We start from the raw sequence: 18,466 nt of genomic DNA on the forward strand, positions 1-18,466 counted from the left end.
CAGCGCGGGACGTGTGAGGGGGAATCAGGAACGCAGGGCCCCGACCATGGCGGCCCGCGGCCCCTCCGGGCCCGGGAGGGGCTCAGCGCCCGGCATCCCGTTCCGTCCGGCGGCTGCGTCGTCGACCGAGGACCGGAAGGCGCGCCGCAGCGGCACCTGGCCCAGGAACCGTGCGAAGGCGGCCACCACCAGCCGCAGCAACAACCGTCCGGGCACGGCCAGTGTGACGCCGACCTGCCACGGCCCCCGGCGGTCGCCCGGGGTGCGACGGAGAGGCGTGCGCGCCCCAGCCGCGGGCCACCACCGGAACCCGGGCTTGCCGGGGGCTGAGGCCGGGCGGACCGCCACAGCCGCCCACCGGGCGGCGGGATCGACCCTCACGCGGCCGGAGGCCCGCTGCAGGGGGCCTCCGGCGGGCCTGCGCAGGGCGAGAGGCCCATGGTCCGGCGCCCCGGGCCCGTCGGGGCTGCGCAGCCGCAAGGGCAGTGGGCCCGCGGCCCCGGCCGACTCGATGCGTTGCCGGGGCGATCTCGGTGGAGCGCAGCCACTCGCGTACCGCGACCACCGTCACCTTGATCGAGGCGTCGTCAAAGCCCCGTCAGCGCGCGAACGGGCCTCGTATCGAACACAGGTGACCGCCCTTCAGCCGCCGGACACCGGGAACCGGTCGCCCGTCCTCCAGCATGCGGCAGCCTTCGCGGACCCCGGTGGACTCCACCACGTCCAGGACCGGCTCCACGCACTGTTCGAACCGGACGCGCTCCACGGCAGCGACGGTGACGGTGTGGTGGAAGCGGGTCCTCCTGTGACCGCGACCTGGGTCAGGCGCTCATCGAACGGGCGGTGTTGACCTGGGCCATCACCATCTGGAAGGTCTGCGGGCCCGTCGCCGGAATCATTGTCGAGTGGTGCCGGCCTCCGCTCGTGACCGTGACCTGGACGAAGCCGGTCGTCTTCTTCTCCTTCATCAGAAGGAAGAGCAGACCGATCAGACACAGCAGCGCGAAGATGATCGCCAGCACGATCGCCACGGTCGGGATCTTCTCCTCCGTGCGCGACATGTCGGTCGCCGTCCACACCGCACCCTTGAGGGGCATCGTGCCGGACGGCGTCACGATCGAGTCGTTCATGACGGTGATGTCACCGAACGACAGCATCGGAACCCCGCCGCCCCCCGGCTGCATCCCGTGCTGCACCGGCAGGTTGAAGCCGGGCTGGGTGGGCTGCCCGGGGGCCGGGTAGCCGTATCCCGGACCGGGCTGCGCCGCCGAATCGGGCAGCTGCTGCGGATAGCCGTACGCCGGAGTGGCACCCGGCGCCGGGTAGCCGTAGCCCTGTCCGTCCGGCATCGTGGGCGGGTTGCCCGGTTGCTGGGGCGGGCCCCACTTGTATGAGTCGTCCGCGTACGGATTCGGATCGCTCACAACGTTCCCCGTTCTCCATCAAGCTTTCTTCTCCCGTGCTGTGCTGCGCCGGGAGTGGCGAGTCGGTCACCGACTCCGCATGACCGTACCGTCCGCGCTCCTGTGACGCACCAAGAGGCCCCGCTTCGCGCACAGTCCGTGCGGAAAACGGGGCCTCTCGGTGACAACCTGCGGAGCCGGAGCGGCCCGTGGGTCAGAAGCGACGCGTGATCAGCGCGCGCTTCACTTCCTGGATCGCCTTGGTGACCTCGATGCCACGCGGGCAGGCGTCCGTGCAGTTGAACGTCGTGCGGCAACGCCACACACCGTCACGGTCGTTGAGGATCTCCAGACGCTGCTCGCCGCCCTCGTCACGCGAGTCGAAGATGAAGCGGTGCGCGTTGACGATGGCCGCCGGGCCGAAGTACTGGCCGTCGTTCCAGAACACCGGGCACGAGGACGTGCACGCGGCGCACAGGATGCACTTGGTGGTGTCGTCGAAGCGCTCGCGGTCCTCGGCGGACTGCAGACGCTCACGGGTCGGCTCGTTCCCCTTGGTGATGAGGAAGGGCATGACATCGCGGTAGGCCTGGAAGAACGGGTCCATGTCGACCACGAGGTCCTTGAGGACCGCGAGGCCCTTTATGGCCTCGACCGTGATCGGCTTCTCCGGGTTGATGTCCTTGATCAGCGTCTTGCAGGCGAGCCTGTTCTTGCCGTTGATCCGCATCGCGTCGGAGCCGCAGATGCCGTGTGCGCAGGAGCGGCGGAAGGTCAGCGTGCCGTCCAGCTCCCACTTGATCTTGTGAAGGGCGTCGAGGACACGCTCCTTCGGGTCGATCGAGATCTGGAAGTCCTGCCACTGGGCCTCGTCGGAGACCTCGGGGTTGAAGCGGCGGATCCGGAACGTGGCCGTGATGTACGGGGTGTCGGCGAAGCCGGCCTCGGGCTCGGGAGCCTTGTCGGCCTTCTCCAGGGTGGGGGTAGCCATCAGTACTTACGCTCCATCGGCTGGTAGCGGGTCGTGACGACGGGCTTGTAGTCGAGCCGGATGGACTCGGCGCCGTCGGCGGTGACCTCGCGGTACGCCATGGTGTGGCGCATGAAGTTGACGTCGTCGCGGTTCGGGTAGTCCTCGCGGTAGTGACCGCCGCGGGACTCCTTGCGGGCCAGCGCGGAGGTCGCCATGACCTCGGCCAGGTCGAGCAGGTTGCCCAGCTCGACGGCCTCCAGCAGGTCGGTGTTGAACCGCTTGCCCTTGTCCTGGATGGACACGTTCAGGTAGCGCTTGCGCAGCTCGGCGATCTTGTCGACCGCCGTCTTGATCGTCTGCTCGGTGCGGAACACCATCACGTTGGCGTCCATGCACTCCTGCAGCTCCAGGCGGAGCGTGGCGACGCGCTCGGTGCCCGTCGAGTTCCGCAGCCGCTCGACCTGGTCGACGACCTGCTGCGCCGGGTTCTCGGGAAGCTCGACGTAGTCGTTCTTCGCGGAGTACTCGGCGGCGGCGATGCCCGACCGGCGTCCGAAGACGTTGATGTCGAGCAGCGAGTTGGTGCCGAGGCGGTTGGCGCCGTGCACGGAGACACAGGCGACCTCGCCGGCGGCGTACAGGCCCGGGACGACGGTCGTGTTGTCGGCGAGCACCTCGCCCTCGACGTTGGTCGGGATGCCGCCCATGGCATAGTGCGCGGTCGGCTGGATCGGGATCGGGTCCGTGTAGGGCTCGATGCCGAGATACGTACGCGCGAACTCGGTGATGTCCGGGAGCTTGGCGTCCAGCTGCTCCGGCGGGAGGTGCGTGAGGTCGAGGTAGACGTGGTCGCCCTCGGGTCCGCAGCCGCGGCCCTCGCGGATCTCCGTGTAGATGGAGCGGGACACGACGTCACGGGACGCGAGGTCCTTCATGACGGGCGCGTACTTCTCCATGAAGCGCTCGCCGTCCTTGTTGCGGAGGATGCCGCCCTCACCGCGGGCGCCCTCCGTCAGCAGGATGCCCATGCGCCAGATGCCCGTCGGGTGGAACTGGAAGAACTCCATGTCCTCCAGCGGCAGACCGCGGCGGTACGCGGCGGCCTGGCCGTCACCGGTGAGGGTGTGGGCGTTGGAGGTCACCTTGAAGAACTTGCCGGTGCCGCCGGAGGCGAAGATGACCGACTTCGCCTGGAAGACGTGGATCTCGCCGGTCGCCAGCTCGTACGCGACGACGCCGGCGGACTTCCTGACCCCGTCGACCTCCTGGAGCAGGAGGTCCAGGACGTAGAACTCGTTGAAGAACTCCACGCCCTCCTTGACGCAGTTCTGGTACAGCGTCTGGAGGATCATGTGGCCGGTGCGGTCCGAGGCGTAACAGGACCGGCGGACCGGGGCCTCGCCGTGGTTACGGCTGTGACCGCCGAAGCGGCGCTGGTCGATCTTGCCCTCGGGCGTGCGGTTGAACGGCAGGCCCATCTTCTCCAGGTCGAGAACGGAGTCGATGGCCTCCTTCGCCAGGATCTCGGCGGCGTCCTGGTCGACCAGGTAGTCGCCGCCCTTGATCGTGTCGAAGGTGTGCCACTCCCAGTTGTCCTCTTCCACGTTGGCGAGCGCGGCGGCCATGCCGCCCTGCGCGGCGCCCGTGTGGGAGCGGGTGGGGTAGAGCTTCGTCAGCACGGCGGTACGGCTGCGCTTGGTCGACTCGATGGCCGCGCGCATGCCGGCGCCGCCGGCGCCGACGATGACGGTGTCGTACTTGTGGATCTGCATGGTTTCCTCTGGTCCCTCTGTCCCGGCGCCTAGCGGATGTTCGGGTCGAAGGTGAAGATCACCAGCGTGCCCAGCAGGACGGTGAACACCGTTGCGGTGTACAGGAGCATCTTCAGCCAGAAGCGGGTGTTGTCCCGTTCGGCGTAGTCGTTGATGACCGTACGGAGGCCGTTGGCGCCGTGGAGCATGGCGAGCCACAGCATCGCCAGGTCCCAGACCTGCCAGAACGGCGAGGCCCAGCGGCCCGCCACGAAGGCGAAACCGATCTTGGAGACGCCGCCGTCCAGCACCAGCTGGATCAGCAGGTGGCCGATGACGAGAACGACCAGCACGATGCCCGACAGGCGCATGAAGAGCCAGGCGTACATCTCGAAGTTGGTGCGCGAGCTCTTGGGGGTCTTGCCCGTGCGCTTGCGCGGGGGCTCGATCACCGGAGCGGGGTTGTCGACGTCGTACAGGCTAACCGCCTCGACGTCACCGATCGCGGAGGAAGAGGTCTCGGTGGACATTGGCCTCAGCTCCCGAAGACTTCGCGTACGGCGTGACCGAGGACGGGGTACAGGGCCCCGACCATCAGCACGACCCAGATACCCAGGACGGCCCAGAGCATCTGCTTCTGAACGCGCGGGCCCTTGGACCAGAAGTCCACGGCGACGATACGAAGACCGTTCAGCGCGTGGAAGAGAATCGCGGCCACCAGGCCGTATTCGAGAAGCGCGACGAGCGGTGTCTTGTATGTGGCCACGACGTCGTCGTACGCCTCGGGGGAGACACGCACGAGAGCGGTGTCCAGGACGTGTACGAACAGGAAGAAGAAAATGAGGACACCGGTGACTCGATGAGCCACCCAGGACCACATGCCTTCCCGGCCGCGGTACAGCGTTCCAGCCGGCACGGAAGAACCCTCCGGGAGCGGGGATTGGGGTCGGCCGGCTTGACTGTCGGTCTGACCCGGCCGGGTACGGTCCACCGGCCCTGGCCATCGTAGCGACGCTTTGTCGGTTCCATGGCGGCGGGGCCTCTGGTGTGATCAAAGTGGCAATCAAACAGGCACGGACGGGCTACCGCGTGCCATATGCCACCTTTCAGAACAGGCTCTGTGCCCGGCCTGCGTCCGTCACCAGCTCGATGATGCGGCCCCGGGCGAGTCGCCGCATCTCCTCCGCCGTGAGGCACCGCTCCTCGTCGGGTTCGTGCGCCAGCCGGGTACGGATCGCGGCCAGCACCTGGTCCACGTGCTGCGAGGGCCGCAGACCCTCCAGGCAGATCACGAACACATGGCCGAAGCGACTCTCGTACGCGGCATGCGCAGCCCGTAGCGCGAGGTGGGCGGAGCGGGGTGCGGCATGGTGCAGGCAGGGGGCGCTCTCGGCCGCGAGCGCTTCCGCGATGTCGGCGGGAGAGAGGTCGTAGCCCGCCTCGTCGGACGCGGCGAGGACCGCGCCGAGGTCCGGGTAGGGCCGGTGGGCGGCCAGCCGCGCGGCCCAGCGGCGGCTGCCGCAGCACTCCAGCAGGGCGGCTTCGGCCACGTCGCGGGGCCATGCGTTGAAGTGGTCGAGTCCGCTCGAGTGGGCACTCTCGTGCGTACTCGCCGAGACTGGATCCGGAACCGATGCCTCCACCGGGGTCGGGGCGGTACTGCGGCTCTGGACGGGTATGGCTGTCCGCCCGGCCTGCTGGCGCGGTTTCGGCAGGCCGGCGGGGGACTCGCTGGACCTGGACAGCGGGACTCCTCGGATGAACGACGACTTTGACCCTGGAGAGGGGCCGGAGAGCTACGAGGTTGCGTGGGGGGAGAGAGCGAAGGGTGAGACGTATGTGCCGCCACGCTAGCGAGGCAGGGCAACGGGTACCCGACGCAGACGCGAAGTTCACCCGGACGGGAGAGTTTCGGAACGCCTGATGGACGTATGGCTGAGGAGAATGCCCGACTATCTCCCATCTTTGATCTGTTTCTCCCTAGATCCGGAGGATTCTGACCAATGTCGCCCTCACGCGGAGCCCTGGTGGCCGGAGCCGCCGTCACGGCGGCAGCCGCCGTCACCCTCACCGTCGTCGTCTGGCCCGAGGACTCGGACCACGGGAACCAGGGCGGCGCGCAGGCCTCGTCCCGCACATCCGCCTCCCCCTCGCCCAGCCGGAGCTACCCGCTCTCCACAGCGCCGGAGACCGTACCCGCGGTGCGTGAGCACACCGCCGCCCGCGGTCCCGGCTGGAAGCCGGCCGAGAACAGCACGGTCGTCGTCGCCGACGGCAGCGAGGAGCTCGCCGACGAGGCGAAGCTGCTCGCCAAGGAACTGAAGATCCGTTACCGGGGTGAGGTCGCGGCCCGCGCCGGCGATGTCGAGCTGGCGCTCGGGGCCAAGGGCGCACCGGAGTCGTACACCCTCAAGACGGGGGGCGACCGGGTCACGATCAGCGGCCACGACCAGGCGGGTGTCTTCTACGGGACCCGCACCCTCAAGCAGTCGCTGAACGCCGCCGGGACCATGCCGGAGGGCATGGTGCGCGACACTCCGGACCGCCCGCAGCGCGGGCTCAACCTCGACATCGCCCGCAAGCACTACAGCGCCGAATGGATCGAGGAACGGCTGCGCGAGATGGCCGACATCAAGCTCAACCAGCTCGGCCTGCACTTCTCCGACGACCAGGCCTTCCGGATCGAGTCCGAGTCACATCCGGAGGTGGTTTCCGAGCAGCACCTCACCAAGGACGAGGTCCGCCGGATCGTGGCGCTCGCGGAAAGCCTCCACATCACGATCGTCGGCGAGATCGACTCCCCGGGACACCTGGGCGCGGTTCTGGGTGCCCACCCCGACCTCCAGCTGCGCAACACACAGGGTGTGGCCCGGCAGGGAGCCATCGACATCTCCGAGCCCCGGTCGGCCGAGATCGTCGACGACCTGCTGCGCGAGTACACCGACCTGTTCCCCGGGGCGTGGTTCCACGTCGGCGCGGACGAGTACCAGGCGCTCACGGTGAGCAACCCGCAGGCCTCCTATCCGCAGCTGGCCGCGGCCGCCCGCGAGAAGTACGGCGAAGGGGCCACCATCCAGGACCTGGCGGAGGGCTGGCTGAACGACCGCGCCGCGGTGATCCGCGAGGCGGAGAAGACGCCCAAGGCGTGGAACGACGGCTTCTTCAGCGGAGGGAAGGTCACCGCCCACAAGGGCATCGAGGTCGAGTACTGGACGGGCAAGGAGATCGGCGCCCGGCCGCCCCAGGAGTATCTGGCCGAAGGCCGCAAGGTGATCAACCTCAACGACGAGTACCTCTATTACGTACTCGGCCAGCCCAACGAATTCGTCTACCCCACGGGCAAGCGGATCTACGAGCAGTGGACCCCGTTCGTCCTGCGCGGCACCACGCCGGTGTCCGAGCGCTACTCGAAGCAGATCCTCGGCGGCCGGTTCGCGGTCTGGGGCGACCTGCCGAACGCGCAGACCCCGCAACAGGTGGCCGACGGCATCCGGATGCCGCTCAACGCGGTCTCCCAGAAGCTGTGGGACCCGCGGAAGCCGACGCTGACCTGGGCACAGTTCCAGCAGCTGGCGGACAAGGTCGACGGGCCGAACTGATCGGCAACTCCGTGGACAGCAACGCCGCGGGAGGTTAGGTTCCGCTAGCCGTGCGCCCTGGGGAGGGGCGCGCGGCTCATGCGGTTCCGACGAAATCCTGGGGGGTTCCCTTTCATGGTGTGCACCACATGCCGTACGAGACCGGTCGCGTCCGCCGACGGTCGCTGCACCCGCTGTGCGGCGCTGTACCCCTCACCACCGCACGGACTGATGACCGCAACTCCGGCCCCGATGCAGGAGGGTCTGCACCGGCTGCGCTCACCCGGGGGACTGGCCAAGGCCGTCGTCGCGCTGCTCGTCGCCGTCATCGTGGCCGACGCGGGCGCTGTGGCGGCCGGGCTGAACCTCAGGGGCGTGTTCGCCGACATCGCCAACGGTGATCCCGAGTTCGACCTGCTCGACGCGGCGCACCGTGCCGACCTGCTCAACCAGCGGGCGTACAGCCTGCAGCTCCTCACGCTGCTGGCCACCGCTGTCGTCTTCATCATCTGGTTCCGCCGGGTCCGGCTCAACGCCGAGGTGTTCGACGCGAGTCAGCAGACCATGAAGCCCGGCTGGGCGATCGGCGCCTGGTTCGTCCCGTTCGGCAACTTCTGGCTGCCGCGCCGGGTCGCGGGCGGCGTCTGGGCGGCCGGCGCCCGAACCAACACCGACGGCAGTTGGCGCACGGTCTCCCACACGCCGCTGAACCTCTGGTGGACGGCCTGGGTGCTCGACCTGGTCTTCGGCCGCTACGCCTCCCGGAGCTACGAGCAGGCCGAACTGCCGCAGGAGATCGTGGACGCTACCGGGCTGGTCATTGCCTCCGACGTGCTCGACATCGTCGCCGCGGTCCTCGCGATCCTCTTCGTACGCAAGCTGACCGCGATGCAGGGGGAGCGGGCAGCCCTCGGTCTGCACCCGCTCCCGGAGCAGCCGGCAACCGGTCCTGCCCCGTCCTGAGTTGACCCGATTTCGCGCTTCCCCGCCGCGCCGGGTGGGAAGAATGGGACCCCGGACCGCGGGGGGAGCGCGACGTGGGTTTCTGGGGTTATTACTTGGTGGGCCGCAGCGGTGAGCCGTTATCCGGCCACCCGGCACTGCGGTACGTGGGCGACCGGCTGACCCTGCGGGAGTACCGGGCGGACGGCTGGCAGGTCTGGACCCATCCGAGCGAGCCTGCCCTCGGCTCCATGGCCTCACTCGCCGAATCCTTACGGGCGCCCGTCCTCTTCGGGTTCGTCATGGGCAGTGCCTGCGTCGTCGTGGAGGCGGCGGCGCCGCAGAGCGGATCCTGGTACGCCTGTCTGGGCCGGGCGCCCATGGCCGCGCATCTCGGTCCCGAGGGCATCACGTTGGAGGACCTGTTCCTGCCACCCGAGGACGCGGCGGCCCGAGCTGTTCAGTGGGCGTCGGAATCCGGCCGTGGCGTCCTCGAAGGACCTCTGCTCGAACTGCTGCGCATCGAGCGTCCCGAGTCGTTCGCCGAGCCGCTTTTCTTCGCTTTTCTGGACCGTTTGGGCATCGGGAACCCATCTGACTGACTCTCAGCGTGATCTCTCGTGTCGTGAGAGTGACGCTTTTCAGCCATCTGGCGCAGTACGCGGTAACAGGAAGCACAGCGTCCCGCTGTGTCCTGACCGAGGGGAGACGCCGATGAGCCTGCTGGAGCTGATCGCCCTTGCCGACGAGCGAGGGCTGGCGGCGGGCGGGCTCGCCTGCCTGGACCGCTGCCTGCCGCCGCCGGCCGAGGGCGAGGAACCGGAGCCGCTGCGCTCTCTCTGGGCGAGTTGTGAGAGCGGCCAGGAATGGGCGACGCGGCTCGCGGCCGTCCGTGCTGCGCTGGACGGTGATGCCACGGGGGCAGGGGGCGCTCCCCGGTCCGGGGACACCCCCGCGATCCGCGTCCGCGCGATGCTCGCGGCCGCGCCCTGCGACTTCGCCATGGTTCCCCTGCGGGCATGGGCCGACGCCTGCTCGCTCGTCGCGCTGGACATCCACCGGTCGTTCGATTTCCCGGCCGCCGGCGGCGTCGAGCAGCTGGACCGCTGCCGCACCGGCGACCTGGAGGGAAGTGGGCCGCTCGTCACGGGGGAGGTCCGCCGCCAGATCGAGATCCTGGAGACCCTCGCGGAGACCGCGGGAACTGTGGGCAGCGGAGCGGGCCTGCGTCGCGCGCTCGATCTGTCGACCGAGGGACAGCGGGTGCTGCGTGCGGTGATGTCACGAAGGGCGCGCGGCCGGACCTGACTCTGCGGCGCCTTGTGGACATGAGGGGGAGGGGACGACGACCGGGGCCGCCACCCCCCACAGGAGAGGCCCCGGTCGTCTTCCACGGGGCCGCAGTGCGACCCCGTACTCATCTCAGCGCCGTGGGTGCGTTTTCTGTCACACCGCACTGTGTCAGGAGTCAGTTGCGGGTTGTACAAGTCATGGACGTGGCACCGTCCGACCACGTAGCGTGCTGAGTCGCGCAGAGTGGCGCAGCAGTGGTGACCAGCTGCGATTCAGATCAGCAGGGCGGGTTGAGGGAGTGCTGGGGGACGACGCGGAGCTGACTGCCGCGGTGCTCGCGGCACAGGACGGGGACGAGGACGCCTTCCGTACTGTGTACCGCGCTGTGCAGCCGCGCCTGTTGGGCTACATACGCACGTTGGTGGGGGAGCCGGACGCCGAGGACGTGGCGTCGGAGTCCTGGCTGCAGATAGCGCGTGACCTCGACCGTTTCAGCGGGGATGCAGACCGGTTCCGCGGCTGGGCGGCCCGTATCGCGCGCAACCGGTCGCTGGATCACATCCGGATGCGTGGCAGGCGGCCGGCCATCGGCGGCGACGAGACCGAGCTGGCCGGCAAGGCAGCCGAATCCGACACGGCGGGCGAGGCGCTGGAGTCCCTGGGCACCGGCCGTACTCTCTCGCTCATCGCACAGCTTCCGCAGGACCAGGCCGAGGCCGTCGTGCTCCGTGTGGTGGTCGGGCTGGATGCGAAGAGCGCCGCGCAGACTCTGGGCAAGCGCCCCGGCGCGGTACGTACAGCGGCGCACCGAGGACTGAAGCGGCTGGCAGAGCTGGTCGGCGCGGACAGCGGCGCGGACGGTGAGATTCCGGTGGCGGGTACCGGCCTCGGTGCCGTGCCCGCACAGCGCCCCGCCCGCAACGGTGTGGCGGCGCCCGCCGGTGTGACGCATTCGCGTCCGTGGACGCAGAAGGACATGTGATGGCCGACGAGCGGTACGAGTGGCTTGACGCGGACGCGGCGGAGCTTCTGCTCCGCGGCGAATCCGTCGAACCCGTCGACGATCACGCCCGCGCCGAGGCGCTGCGGCTGGAGGCCGCGCTGCGGTCCGCGCGTACCCCCCGCCCCTCCGGCGCCGAGCTGCCCGGCGAGGCAACCGCGCTGGCCGCCTTCCGCGAGACCTCCCGGGCCGGGAAGCGGGACGGTGCGGTGAGGACCGGAGTCGCGGGGCAGAAGGACGCCCTGCGCACCGTACGGATCGGCGCCACACGCGCCGCACCGTCCCGGCGCCCGCGCTGGAGCCGCCCCGTGCGCTACGGCCTGGCCGTCTCGCTCGCCGGGTGCGCACTCGGCGGGGTGGCGGTCGCCGCGGGCGCCGGCATGCTTCCGGCGCCGTTCGGGGGCCTGAGCTCCCCGGTCCCCGCCACCTCGGTATCGGCGGCGGCCTCCCCGGAGGAACTGGGCGCCGAGCTGCCCGGCGGCGGACCCTCGTCCCTGCCGTCCGGTCCGTCCACCTCTCCGGACGCCTCCGGAACACCCGGCGGAGCAGACACCGGAACGGACCGGGGCGACGGGCAGACCGACAGGGACGGCAGCGGAACCGGCAGCGGCACGGACCGGGACGACAGCGACGGGGACGGCAGCGCGGACCAGGACGGCTCCGAGAGCGGTACGAACGGCCAGGGGACGCCCGACAGCTCCGGCGACTCGGGCAGCTCCGACGGTTCCGACGGCGAGAGTGCCCGTCAGATGTACGAGAGGTCCGTCCGGGCCTGCCGTGACTACCGCGAGGGCACCCTCAGCGACGCGAGCGAGCGTCGGCTCATCCGGCTGGCCAAGGGCGAACGCAACCTCGACCGTTTCTGCGACCGGCTCCTCGACCAGGACGGCGGGAGCGGCGCAAGCACCGGGGACGGTTCGGGCGGGACCGACGACGGCAAGGACACGGGAGAGGGCGGCGAAGGCTCGCTCCCCTCGGTCTCCTTCCGCACGCCTCCTGCGGAGGGCGAGCCTGAGGGTGCGGACTCGCAGTCCGCCGTGACGGGCGCCGCCGCCTCATCTACGCGCTGACCTGCGCGGATGCGGACCGGGAATGGTTCTCGCCCCACAAGTGTGACGTTTTTCGAAGCCCGGACGCAGTACTGAGTGAGCCGACTGGTCATCGGCCGCGCATTGAGCCGGGGTTCCCCCCGTACCTTCGGCTCGGCGCATCCGGCGCGGGCGGGATACGTTCCCCCGGTCCCGTCCGCGCCCACTTTTTGGTTGAAGCCGTTACCAATAGATGACGACCTTGTCGCCGTTCCTCACCTGGGCGAAGAGCGAGGCGATCTTCCCCTCGTCCCGCACGTTCACACAGCCGTGCGAGGCGCCGCTGTAGCCGCGGGCCGCGAAGTCCGACGAGTAGTGCACCGCCTGCCCCCCACTGAAGAACATGGCGTAGGGCATGGGCGAGTCGTAGAGGGTCGACACGTGGTGACGGGACTTCCAGTACACCGAGAACGTGCCTTCACGAGTGGGCGTGTACTGCGAGCCGAACCGCACGTCCATCGACGAGACGACCCGGCCGTCGATCATCCACGACAGGGTGCGGCTGTTCTTGCTGATGCACAGGACCCGGCCCGTCATGCAGCGCGCGTCGGGCTTGGCCGCCGGCCTGTCGGTCGGCGGATTCAGTTCCTGGGCAGTCGGCTTCCGCGTCATCCTGAGCAGCCGCTGCCAGGTCACCGTGTCCGTCCTGCCCGTACGTGACAGGCCCCGCTTGCCCTGGAAGGACTGCACGGACGCGACGGTCGCGGTGCCGTAGTACCCGGTGGGGCTGCGGTCGAAGTGGCCGATCTGGCGCAGCCGGGCCTGGAGCTCCCGTACCCGCTTGCTCCGGTCCCCGACGGACATCAGGGTCTTCGGCTGCGGTGTGGGCTTCGTGCTCGGCTTCTTCCCGGAGGAGGACGGCGTCGCCGGGCTGCTCGGCTTGGCGTCGTCCGTGGGGCTCGCGGCCGTCGAGGGGGCCTTCGGCGTGGCCGTGGGTTCCGTGGCGCCCACGGTCTCCGCCCGGCAGCCCGCCGTCAGCGTGGCGAGGGCGAGTACGCCGACGAATGCCGTTGCCGCCGTGCGCGTTCTGCCTGCACGACTGTTCGTCCCTATGTGTCTCATCCTCGTCCCCCTGGTTCGCCCACTGTTTCCCGGTATCTCATGGTGCGGATATCTCATGAGACGGATTCCCGTCCTGCCCGGTTGCCGAATCCTGCTCATGACGGTGATGGTGAGTCCAGGCCCGGATCCGGTGCTGTGAGCAAGGTCCCGGCGTCCGGACCCTCGCCGATACCGTCCGTAGCGACGTCGGTTACCGAACAGTGGCTTGAAGCGGAGGCACAGGACATGACGCGTGAGTCGGAGTCGGGGCTCCCCATCGAGCCGGTGTACGGGCCGGACGCACTCGACGGCTGGCAGGCCGCCGAGAAACTGGGCGAGCCGGGTGCGTACCCCTTCACGCGTGGTGTCTACCCCACGATGTACACCGGCAGGCCGTGGACGATGCGGCAGTACGCCGGTTTCGGCACCGCCACCGAGTCGAACGCCCGCTACCAGCAGCTGATCGCCAACGGCACGACGGGCCTGTCCGTCGCGTTCGACCTGCCCACCCAGATGGGGCACGACTCGGACGCCCCGATCGCCTCCGGTGAGGTCGGCAAGGTCGGCGTGGCGATCGACTCGATCGACGACATGCGCGTCCTGTTCGGCGGGATCCCGCTGGACAAGGTCTCCACCTCGATGACCATCAACGCACCCGCCTCGCTCCTGCTGCTGCTCTACCAACTGGTCGGTGAGGAGCAGGGCGTCCCGGCGGAAGCGCTGACCGGCACCATCCAGAACGACGTCCTCAAGGAGTACATCGCCCGGGGCACCTATATCTTCCCGCCGAAGCCCTCGCTGCGGTTGATCGCCGACATCTTCAAGTACTGCCGGGCCGAGATCCCGAAGTGGAACACCATCTCGATCTCCGGCTACCACATGGCCGAGGCGGGCGCCTCGCCCGCGCAGGAGATCGCGTTCACCCTGGCCGACGGCATCGAGTACGTCCGTACCGCCGTCGCTGCCGGCATGGACGTGGACGACTTCGCCCCGCGGCTCTCCTTCTTCTTCGTCGCCCGCACGACGATCCTGGAGGAGGTGGCCAAGTTCCGTGCCGCGCGCAGGATCTGGGCGAAGGTGATGCGGGAGGAGTTCGGTGCGGAGGACCCCAAGTCGCTCATGCTCCGCTTCCACACCCAGACCGCGGGCGTGCAGCTCACCGCCCAGCAGCCCGAGGTCAACCTGGTCCGGGTCGCCGTACAGGGACTGGGCGCGGTACTCGGCGGCACGCAGTCGCTGCACACCAACTCCTTCGACGAGGCCATCGCCCTGCCCACCGACAAGTCGGCCCGCCTGGCCCTGCGCACCCAGCAGGTACTGGCGTACGAGACGGACGTGACGGCGACGGTGGACCCCTTCGCGGGTTCGTACGTCGTCGAGAAGATGACCGACGACGTCGAAGCCGCGGCCCTGGAGCTGATGCTCAAGGTCGAGGACATGGGCGGTGCGGTCAACGCCATCGAGCGAGGCTTCCAGAAGAGCGAGATCGAGCGCAGTGCCTACCGGATCGCGCAGGAGACCGACAGCGGCGAACGCGTCGTCGTCGGCGTCAACCGCTTCCGCCTCGATGAGGAGGAACCGTACGAACCCCTCCGAGTCGACCCGGCCATCGAGGCCCAGCAGGCGGCCAGGCTGGCGAAACTCCGCGCCGAACGCGACCAGGGGGCCGTAAATGCGGCGCTGGCGGAGCTGAAGAAGGCGGCCGGAGGTGCGGACAACGTCCTCTATCCGATGAAGGACGCGCTGAGGGCGCGGGCGACGGTGGGCGAGGTCTGCAACGCGCTGCGGGAGGTCTGGGGGACGTACGTCCCGACGGACGCGTTCTGAGAGCCACCCTTCTTTCGTGGCGAGTTCACCGCGCGGCGGTCACCGGCCCGACAACATCATCGTGTACGCCGACCTCGTGCGGTCGGCGGTACGCGACCGGCGGCCGGTCCGGTGTTTCCGGGGCACCTGAACGGAGTGTCGTACCCGCATGCGAGACTCCGTTCATGCTGGGTGTGACCGATCTTCCGACCTATCTCGCCGGCCTGGTGCTGATCATTCTGCTGCCGGGGCCGAACTCGCTGTACGTGCTGTCCGTCGCCGCCCGGCGCGGCGTGCGGACCGGGTATGTGGCCGCCGCGGGGGTGTGGACCGGGGATACGGTTCTGATGACGCTCTCCGCGCTGGGGGCCGCGTCCCTGCTGCAGACCACGCCGCTGCTCTTCGCCGTGGTCAAGTACGCGGGTGCGGGGTATCTGACATGGCTGGCCATCGGGATGCTGCGGGCCGCCGTGTCGATGTGGCGTGAGCGGCATCAGCGCGTTGCGGAGCTGACGGAGGCGGACACGACGCCCGCGACGGCCGTCGAGCGTCCTTACCGGCGGGCGCTCGTGGTCAGCCTGTTCAACCCGAAGGCCATCCTGTTCCTGATCTCCTTCTTCGTGCAGTTCGTCGATCCGGACTACGCCTATCCGGCGCTGTCCTTCCTGCTGCTGGGCGCCCTGCTGCAGATCGGCAGCTTCCTTTACCTCTCGATGCTCATATTCGGCGGCACCCGCCTGGCCACCGCGTTCCGCCGCCGCAAGCGGCTGTCGGCGGGGGCCACTTCGGCGGCGGGTGTGCTGTTCCTCGGCTTCGCGGCGAAGCTCACCTTCAGCAGCGTCTGAGCGGGCCGCGTCCGCTCCGGGCGTTCAGTGGTGCCAGGCCTTGCCGCCCACGTTGTGGATCATGCGCTGGAGGACCTTCAGGGCAGCGACGAACTCCTCGTCCGGGATGCCGCTGTGGATCTCGGCGCTCGCCCGGCCGACCCGTTCGGCGGCCTTCTCGCGCAGTGCGTGCCCCTCGGTGGTCAGCCGCAGGCGGGTGGTGGCGTCCTGGGTGACCAGGCCCTGTGCGACGAGGGTGTCGATCTCGGGCTCCAGCGCGTCCCCGACGGCCAGGTAGCCGCGGAGCATCGCGACCACCTCGGCTCGGGGACGGCCCTTGTCGTCCGCGTCGACGAGCTGGTTGAGCACCCACCAGGGGGGCTGGGTGAGACCGTGCTCGGCGAGGGCGGCGCGGATGTGGGTCACGGTTGCTTCGTGGGCGGCCCAGCTCCAGTAGCCGATGGGCTGCCGTGCGAGTCCTGCGTCGTCATGTGAGTAGTCCATGTCCCCGAACGTAGGAGCTCAACCAAGCTTGAGGTCAAGGCCCAGTGTCGCGGCATACTCCGCGAGCCCCGAAGTGTCGTCGCCCGCCCAGCCGATGTAGCCGTCGGGGCGGACGAGGAACAGGCCCTTGCCGTAGGCCTCGCATGCCGCCGTCCGGTGGCTGTGCAGCAACTTGCCTCCGGGTGCGGGCGGTCCGGCGTCGGTGCCGACGGCGAGGAGGGTGAAATGCGGCCCCCGGAAGACGTCGAAGAGCCGCTGCCCGTCGCCCGCCGGCCCGTCCGGTGCCCGGTCGCCGGCTTCCAGCAGGCCCGCCCGGCCGCGGGACAGGGGGCCTTCGCGGTAGCCGAGGCCCAGCTGCTGGGTGGCGGCGCCGCGCTCCTGCTCGCCCCGGTGGATCCGGGTCGACAGGCCCAGCATGTCGGCGGCCACGGGGCGCCGCTCCTCCTCGTAACTGTCGAGCAGCGCGGGCGGCGCGCCGTGCCGCAGGACCTGGCCGAGCTTCCAGCCGAGGTTGTACGCGTCCTGGACGCTGGTGTTCAGACCCTGCCCGCCGGCCGGGGAGTGGACATGGGCGGCGTCGCCCGCGAGGAAGACCCGGCCCGCGCGGAAGCGCTCGGCCAGTGCGGCGCGCGGCCGGAAGTCCGAGCACCAGAGGACCTCGGTGACATCCTCCGGGTTCAGATGGGTGCGGGCGGCGACGAGCTCACGTACGGCCTCCGGCGAGGTGTCGGGCTCACCGTCCTTGAACTGGGCGACCAACTGGAAGTCGGCCGTGCCGGGCAGCGGGCACAGTGTGGTGTAGCCCGCCTCGCCGATGAAGATGTGCCAGTTCAGCCGGTCGAGGGCCGCTTCCGTGATCCGGACGTCGGCGACCAGCATGGGCGCGGGGTCGACGCTCTCGCCGTCCATCGGGATGCCGAGCGCACGCCGGACCGTGGAGCGTCCGCCGTCCGCCGCGACCAGGTAGGACGCGCGCACCGTGCCCGTGGACAGCTCGGCGGTGACCCCGTCCGAATCCTGGGCGAGGCCGGTCAGTGCGGCCGAGAAGGCGACGTCGCCGCCCAGCTCGCGCAGCCGGGCGAGGAGGATCTCCTGGGTCCGCCACTGCGGCATCAGCCATGGTTCCCCGTACGGCTCCGCGTCCGTCGGTGCCGCGCGGCGGAACATGTCGTACGGGCCCTGCCGCTCACCGTCGCGCCAGGTCATGCCGACGGGGGCGACGCCGCCGTGCGCACGCACCGCGTCGCCCACCCCGAGGTCGTCGAGCACCTCCCTCGTACGCGGCTGGATGCCTTTGCCCCGTGAGCCCGGGAAGAGCGCGGTGGCCCGCTCGGCGACGAGGGTGCGCACACCTCTGCGTGCCAGGTCGCAGGCGAGGGCCAGGCCGCTGGGGCCGGCGCCGACGATCAGGACCTCAGTTTCCTTAACGCTGTTAAGTTCCATGGTTCGGAGTTTGCGCTTAACGCTGTTAAATTGTCAAGGTGGGTACGACGAAGATCGACAGGGCGCGTGTCGCCGACACGGCGTTGCGCCTGCTGAACGAGGTGGGCCTCGACGGGCTGACCCTGCGCGCCATCGCCAGGGAGTTGGACGTCAAGGCGCCCGCTCTGTACTGGCACTTCAAGGACAAACAGGCACTGCTCGACGAGATGGCGACGGTGATGTACCGCCGGATGCTCGACGAGGAGCTGCCCGGCCCCACCTCGGACACCTGGCAGCGGCAGCTCGTCGCGTACAACAGCGGACTGCGTGCCGCGCTGCTGCGCTACCGGGACGGCGCGAAGGTATACAGCGGCGCCAGGTTCACCGGCACCGACCATGCCGAAGGGCTCGAAACCCATCTGCGGACCATGGTCGGCGCGGGCTTCGAGCTGCGGCAGGCGGTACGGGCCGGCATCACCGCGTACTCGTACACGATGGGCTTCGTCACCGAGGAGCAGGGCGTCCGGCCGATGCCGGACGAACGGCGGGAGGGCTTCGACATCGGCGAACGGGCCCGGCGGATGGAGCAGTTCCCGCTCGCCGCGGCAGCCGGCGCCGAGATCTTCGCCGGCTACGACGAGCGCTTCGAGGACGGCCTGTGGATCATCGTCGCGGGCATCGAGGCGCGGTACGGGGTGCGGTGAGGCGGGGCGCCCCCGTCGGACGCGGCGCCCCCGGGCCCGGCCATCGTGCAGATGCCCAGAGTTCACCACTCGTCGGGCCGCAGGACACCCGCTCCTTCATGTGACTCCTTAGCGTGTGTGGACCAAGATCGAAGGTG

20 protein-coding genes are annotated in these 18,466 nt (G+C 69.6%); 9 read left to right on the plus strand and 11 right to left on the minus strand.

Annotated features, from left to right (window positions below):
- Positions 1-24: 24 nt before the first annotated feature.
- The 8 genes from ACFWBQ_RS30400 to ACFWBQ_RS30435 all read right to left on the minus strand — a co-directional run bounded on the left by ACFWBQ_RS30400 (position 25) and on the right by ACFWBQ_RS30435 (position 5,806).
- Positions 25-216, minus strand: coding sequence for a hypothetical protein (locus tag ACFWBQ_RS30400; protein WP_385503015.1), 192 nt, complete (start codon positions 214-216; stop codon positions 25-27).
- A gap of 382 nt (positions 217-598) precedes the next feature.
- Positions 599-766 carry a hypothetical protein gene (locus ACFWBQ_RS30405; protein ID WP_385503021.1) on the minus strand — a complete coding sequence of 56 codons (168 nt, stop codon included), beginning with the start codon at positions 764-766 and terminating at the stop codon, positions 599-601.
- A 55-nt stretch (positions 767-821) separates the two neighbouring features.
- Positions 822-1,424: a hypothetical protein gene (locus tag ACFWBQ_RS30410; protein ID WP_385503024.1), complete on the minus strand. Its 603-nt coding sequence runs from the start codon at positions 1,422-1,424 to the stop codon at positions 822-824.
- Between the two features lie 193 nt (positions 1,425-1,617).
- On the minus strand, positions 1,618-2,394 hold the full coding sequence (locus tag ACFWBQ_RS30415; protein WP_385503029.1) for a succinate dehydrogenase iron-sulfur subunit: 777 nt from the start codon (positions 2,392-2,394) through the stop codon (positions 1,618-1,620).
- On the minus strand, positions 2,394-4,148 hold the full coding sequence (sdhA, locus tag ACFWBQ_RS30420; RefSeq protein ID WP_385503034.1) for a succinate dehydrogenase flavoprotein subunit: 1,755 nt from the start codon (positions 4,146-4,148) through the stop codon (positions 2,394-2,396). The genes ACFWBQ_RS30415 and sdhA overlap by 1 nt, the downstream gene beginning before the upstream one ends.
- A 29-nt stretch (positions 4,149-4,177) precedes the next feature.
- Entirely contained in the window at positions 4,178-4,657 is a 480-nt protein-coding gene (locus tag ACFWBQ_RS30425; RefSeq protein ID WP_385503037.1) for a succinate dehydrogenase hydrophobic membrane anchor subunit, read from the minus strand.
- A gap of 5 nt (positions 4,658-4,662) precedes the next feature.
- Positions 4,663-5,043 (minus strand): succinate dehydrogenase, cytochrome b556 subunit, encoded by a 381-nt coding sequence (gene sdhC / locus ACFWBQ_RS30430; protein ID WP_329208111.1) that lies wholly within the window; start codon positions 5,041-5,043, stop codon positions 4,663-4,665.
- Between the two features lie 190 nt (positions 5,044-5,233).
- Complete coding sequence (locus tag ACFWBQ_RS30435; RefSeq protein ID WP_385503389.1) at positions 5,234-5,806, minus strand: 2-oxo-4-hydroxy-4-carboxy-5-ureidoimidazoline decarboxylase; 573 nt, start codon at positions 5,804-5,806, stop codon at positions 5,234-5,236.
- A 324-nt stretch (positions 5,807-6,130) separates the two neighbouring features.
- Between ACFWBQ_RS30435 and ACFWBQ_RS30440 the strand changes: the two genes are divergently transcribed.
- The 6 genes from ACFWBQ_RS30440 (at position 6,131) to ACFWBQ_RS30465 (ending at position 12,010) form a co-directional block, all read left to right on the plus strand.
- Complete coding sequence (locus ACFWBQ_RS30440) at positions 6,131-7,726, plus strand: glycoside hydrolase family 20 protein (protein WP_385503041.1); 1,596 nt, start codon at positions 6,131-6,133, stop codon at positions 7,724-7,726.
- 210 nt (positions 7,727-7,936) lie between these two features.
- Positions 7,937-8,668: a DUF4328 domain-containing protein gene (locus tag ACFWBQ_RS30445; protein WP_385503045.1), complete on the plus strand. Its 732-nt coding sequence runs from the start codon at positions 7,937-7,939 to the stop codon at positions 8,666-8,668.
- A gap of 74 nt (positions 8,669-8,742) precedes the next feature.
- Positions 8,743-9,249 carry a hypothetical protein gene (locus ACFWBQ_RS30450; protein ID WP_385503052.1) on the plus strand — a complete coding sequence of 169 codons (507 nt, stop codon included), beginning with the start codon at positions 8,743-8,745 and terminating at the stop codon, positions 9,247-9,249.
- 112 nt (positions 9,250-9,361) lie between these two features.
- Entirely contained in the window at positions 9,362-9,955 is a 594-nt protein-coding gene (locus ACFWBQ_RS30455) for a hypothetical protein (RefSeq protein ID WP_385503054.1), read from the plus strand.
- A 283-nt stretch (positions 9,956-10,238) separates the two neighbouring features.
- Positions 10,239-10,922 (plus strand): RNA polymerase sigma factor, encoded by a 684-nt coding sequence (locus ACFWBQ_RS30460; RefSeq protein ID WP_385503058.1) that lies wholly within the window; start codon positions 10,239-10,241, stop codon positions 10,920-10,922.
- Positions 10,922-12,010: a hypothetical protein gene (locus tag ACFWBQ_RS30465; RefSeq protein WP_385503061.1), complete on the plus strand. Its 1,089-nt coding sequence runs from the start codon at positions 10,922-10,924 to the stop codon at positions 12,008-12,010. Before ACFWBQ_RS30460 ends, ACFWBQ_RS30465 begins: the two co-directional genes overlap by 1 nt.
- A gap of 201 nt (positions 12,011-12,211) precedes the next feature.
- Here the strand turns inward: ACFWBQ_RS30465 and ACFWBQ_RS30470 are convergent, their stop codons facing one another.
- Positions 12,212-13,090, minus strand: a complete 879-nt coding sequence (locus tag ACFWBQ_RS30470; RefSeq protein WP_385503066.1) for a L,D-transpeptidase family protein — start codon at positions 13,088-13,090, stop codon at positions 12,212-12,214.
- Between the two features lie 225 nt (positions 13,091-13,315).
- On the opposite strand from ACFWBQ_RS30470, the gene ACFWBQ_RS30475 reads away from it, so the two are divergent.
- The gene (locus ACFWBQ_RS30475; protein WP_385503068.1) at positions 13,316-14,896 is read left to right on the plus strand and encodes a methylmalonyl-CoA mutase; all 1,581 of its coding nucleotides are present in this window, start codon (positions 13,316-13,318) and stop codon (positions 14,894-14,896) included.
- A gap of 164 nt (positions 14,897-15,060) precedes the next feature.
- Entirely contained in the window at positions 15,061-15,720 is a 660-nt protein-coding gene (gene leuE, locus ACFWBQ_RS30480; protein WP_385503071.1) for a leucine efflux protein LeuE, read from the plus strand.
- A gap of 24 nt (positions 15,721-15,744) precedes the next feature.
- Here leuE and ACFWBQ_RS30485 read toward each other — a convergent pair whose 3' ends face one another.
- Together ACFWBQ_RS30485 and ACFWBQ_RS30490 are read right to left on the minus strand one after the other, a co-directional pair.
- Positions 15,745-16,203: a MarR family winged helix-turn-helix transcriptional regulator gene (locus ACFWBQ_RS30485; RefSeq protein ID WP_385503074.1), complete on the minus strand. Its 459-nt coding sequence runs from the start codon at positions 16,201-16,203 to the stop codon at positions 15,745-15,747.
- An 18-nt stretch (positions 16,204-16,221) separates the two neighbouring features.
- Complete coding sequence (locus ACFWBQ_RS30490) at positions 16,222-17,646, minus strand: FAD-dependent monooxygenase (protein WP_385503078.1); 1,425 nt, start codon at positions 17,644-17,646, stop codon at positions 16,222-16,224.
- A gap of 38 nt (positions 17,647-17,684) precedes the next feature.
- Here ACFWBQ_RS30490 and ACFWBQ_RS30495 point away from each other — a divergent pair, with 38 nt between their 5' ends.
- The gene (locus ACFWBQ_RS30495; protein WP_385503084.1) at positions 17,685-18,329 is read left to right on the plus strand and encodes a TetR/AcrR family transcriptional regulator C-terminal domain-containing protein; all 645 of its coding nucleotides are present in this window, start codon (positions 17,685-17,687) and stop codon (positions 18,327-18,329) included.
- Positions 18,330-18,466: the final 137 nt, after the last annotated feature.

The sequence above is a fragment of the Streptomyces sp. NPDC060035 genome (assembly GCF_042736635.1).
Taxonomy (GTDB): Bacteria; Actinomycetota; Actinomycetes; order Streptomycetales; family Streptomycetaceae; genus Streptomyces.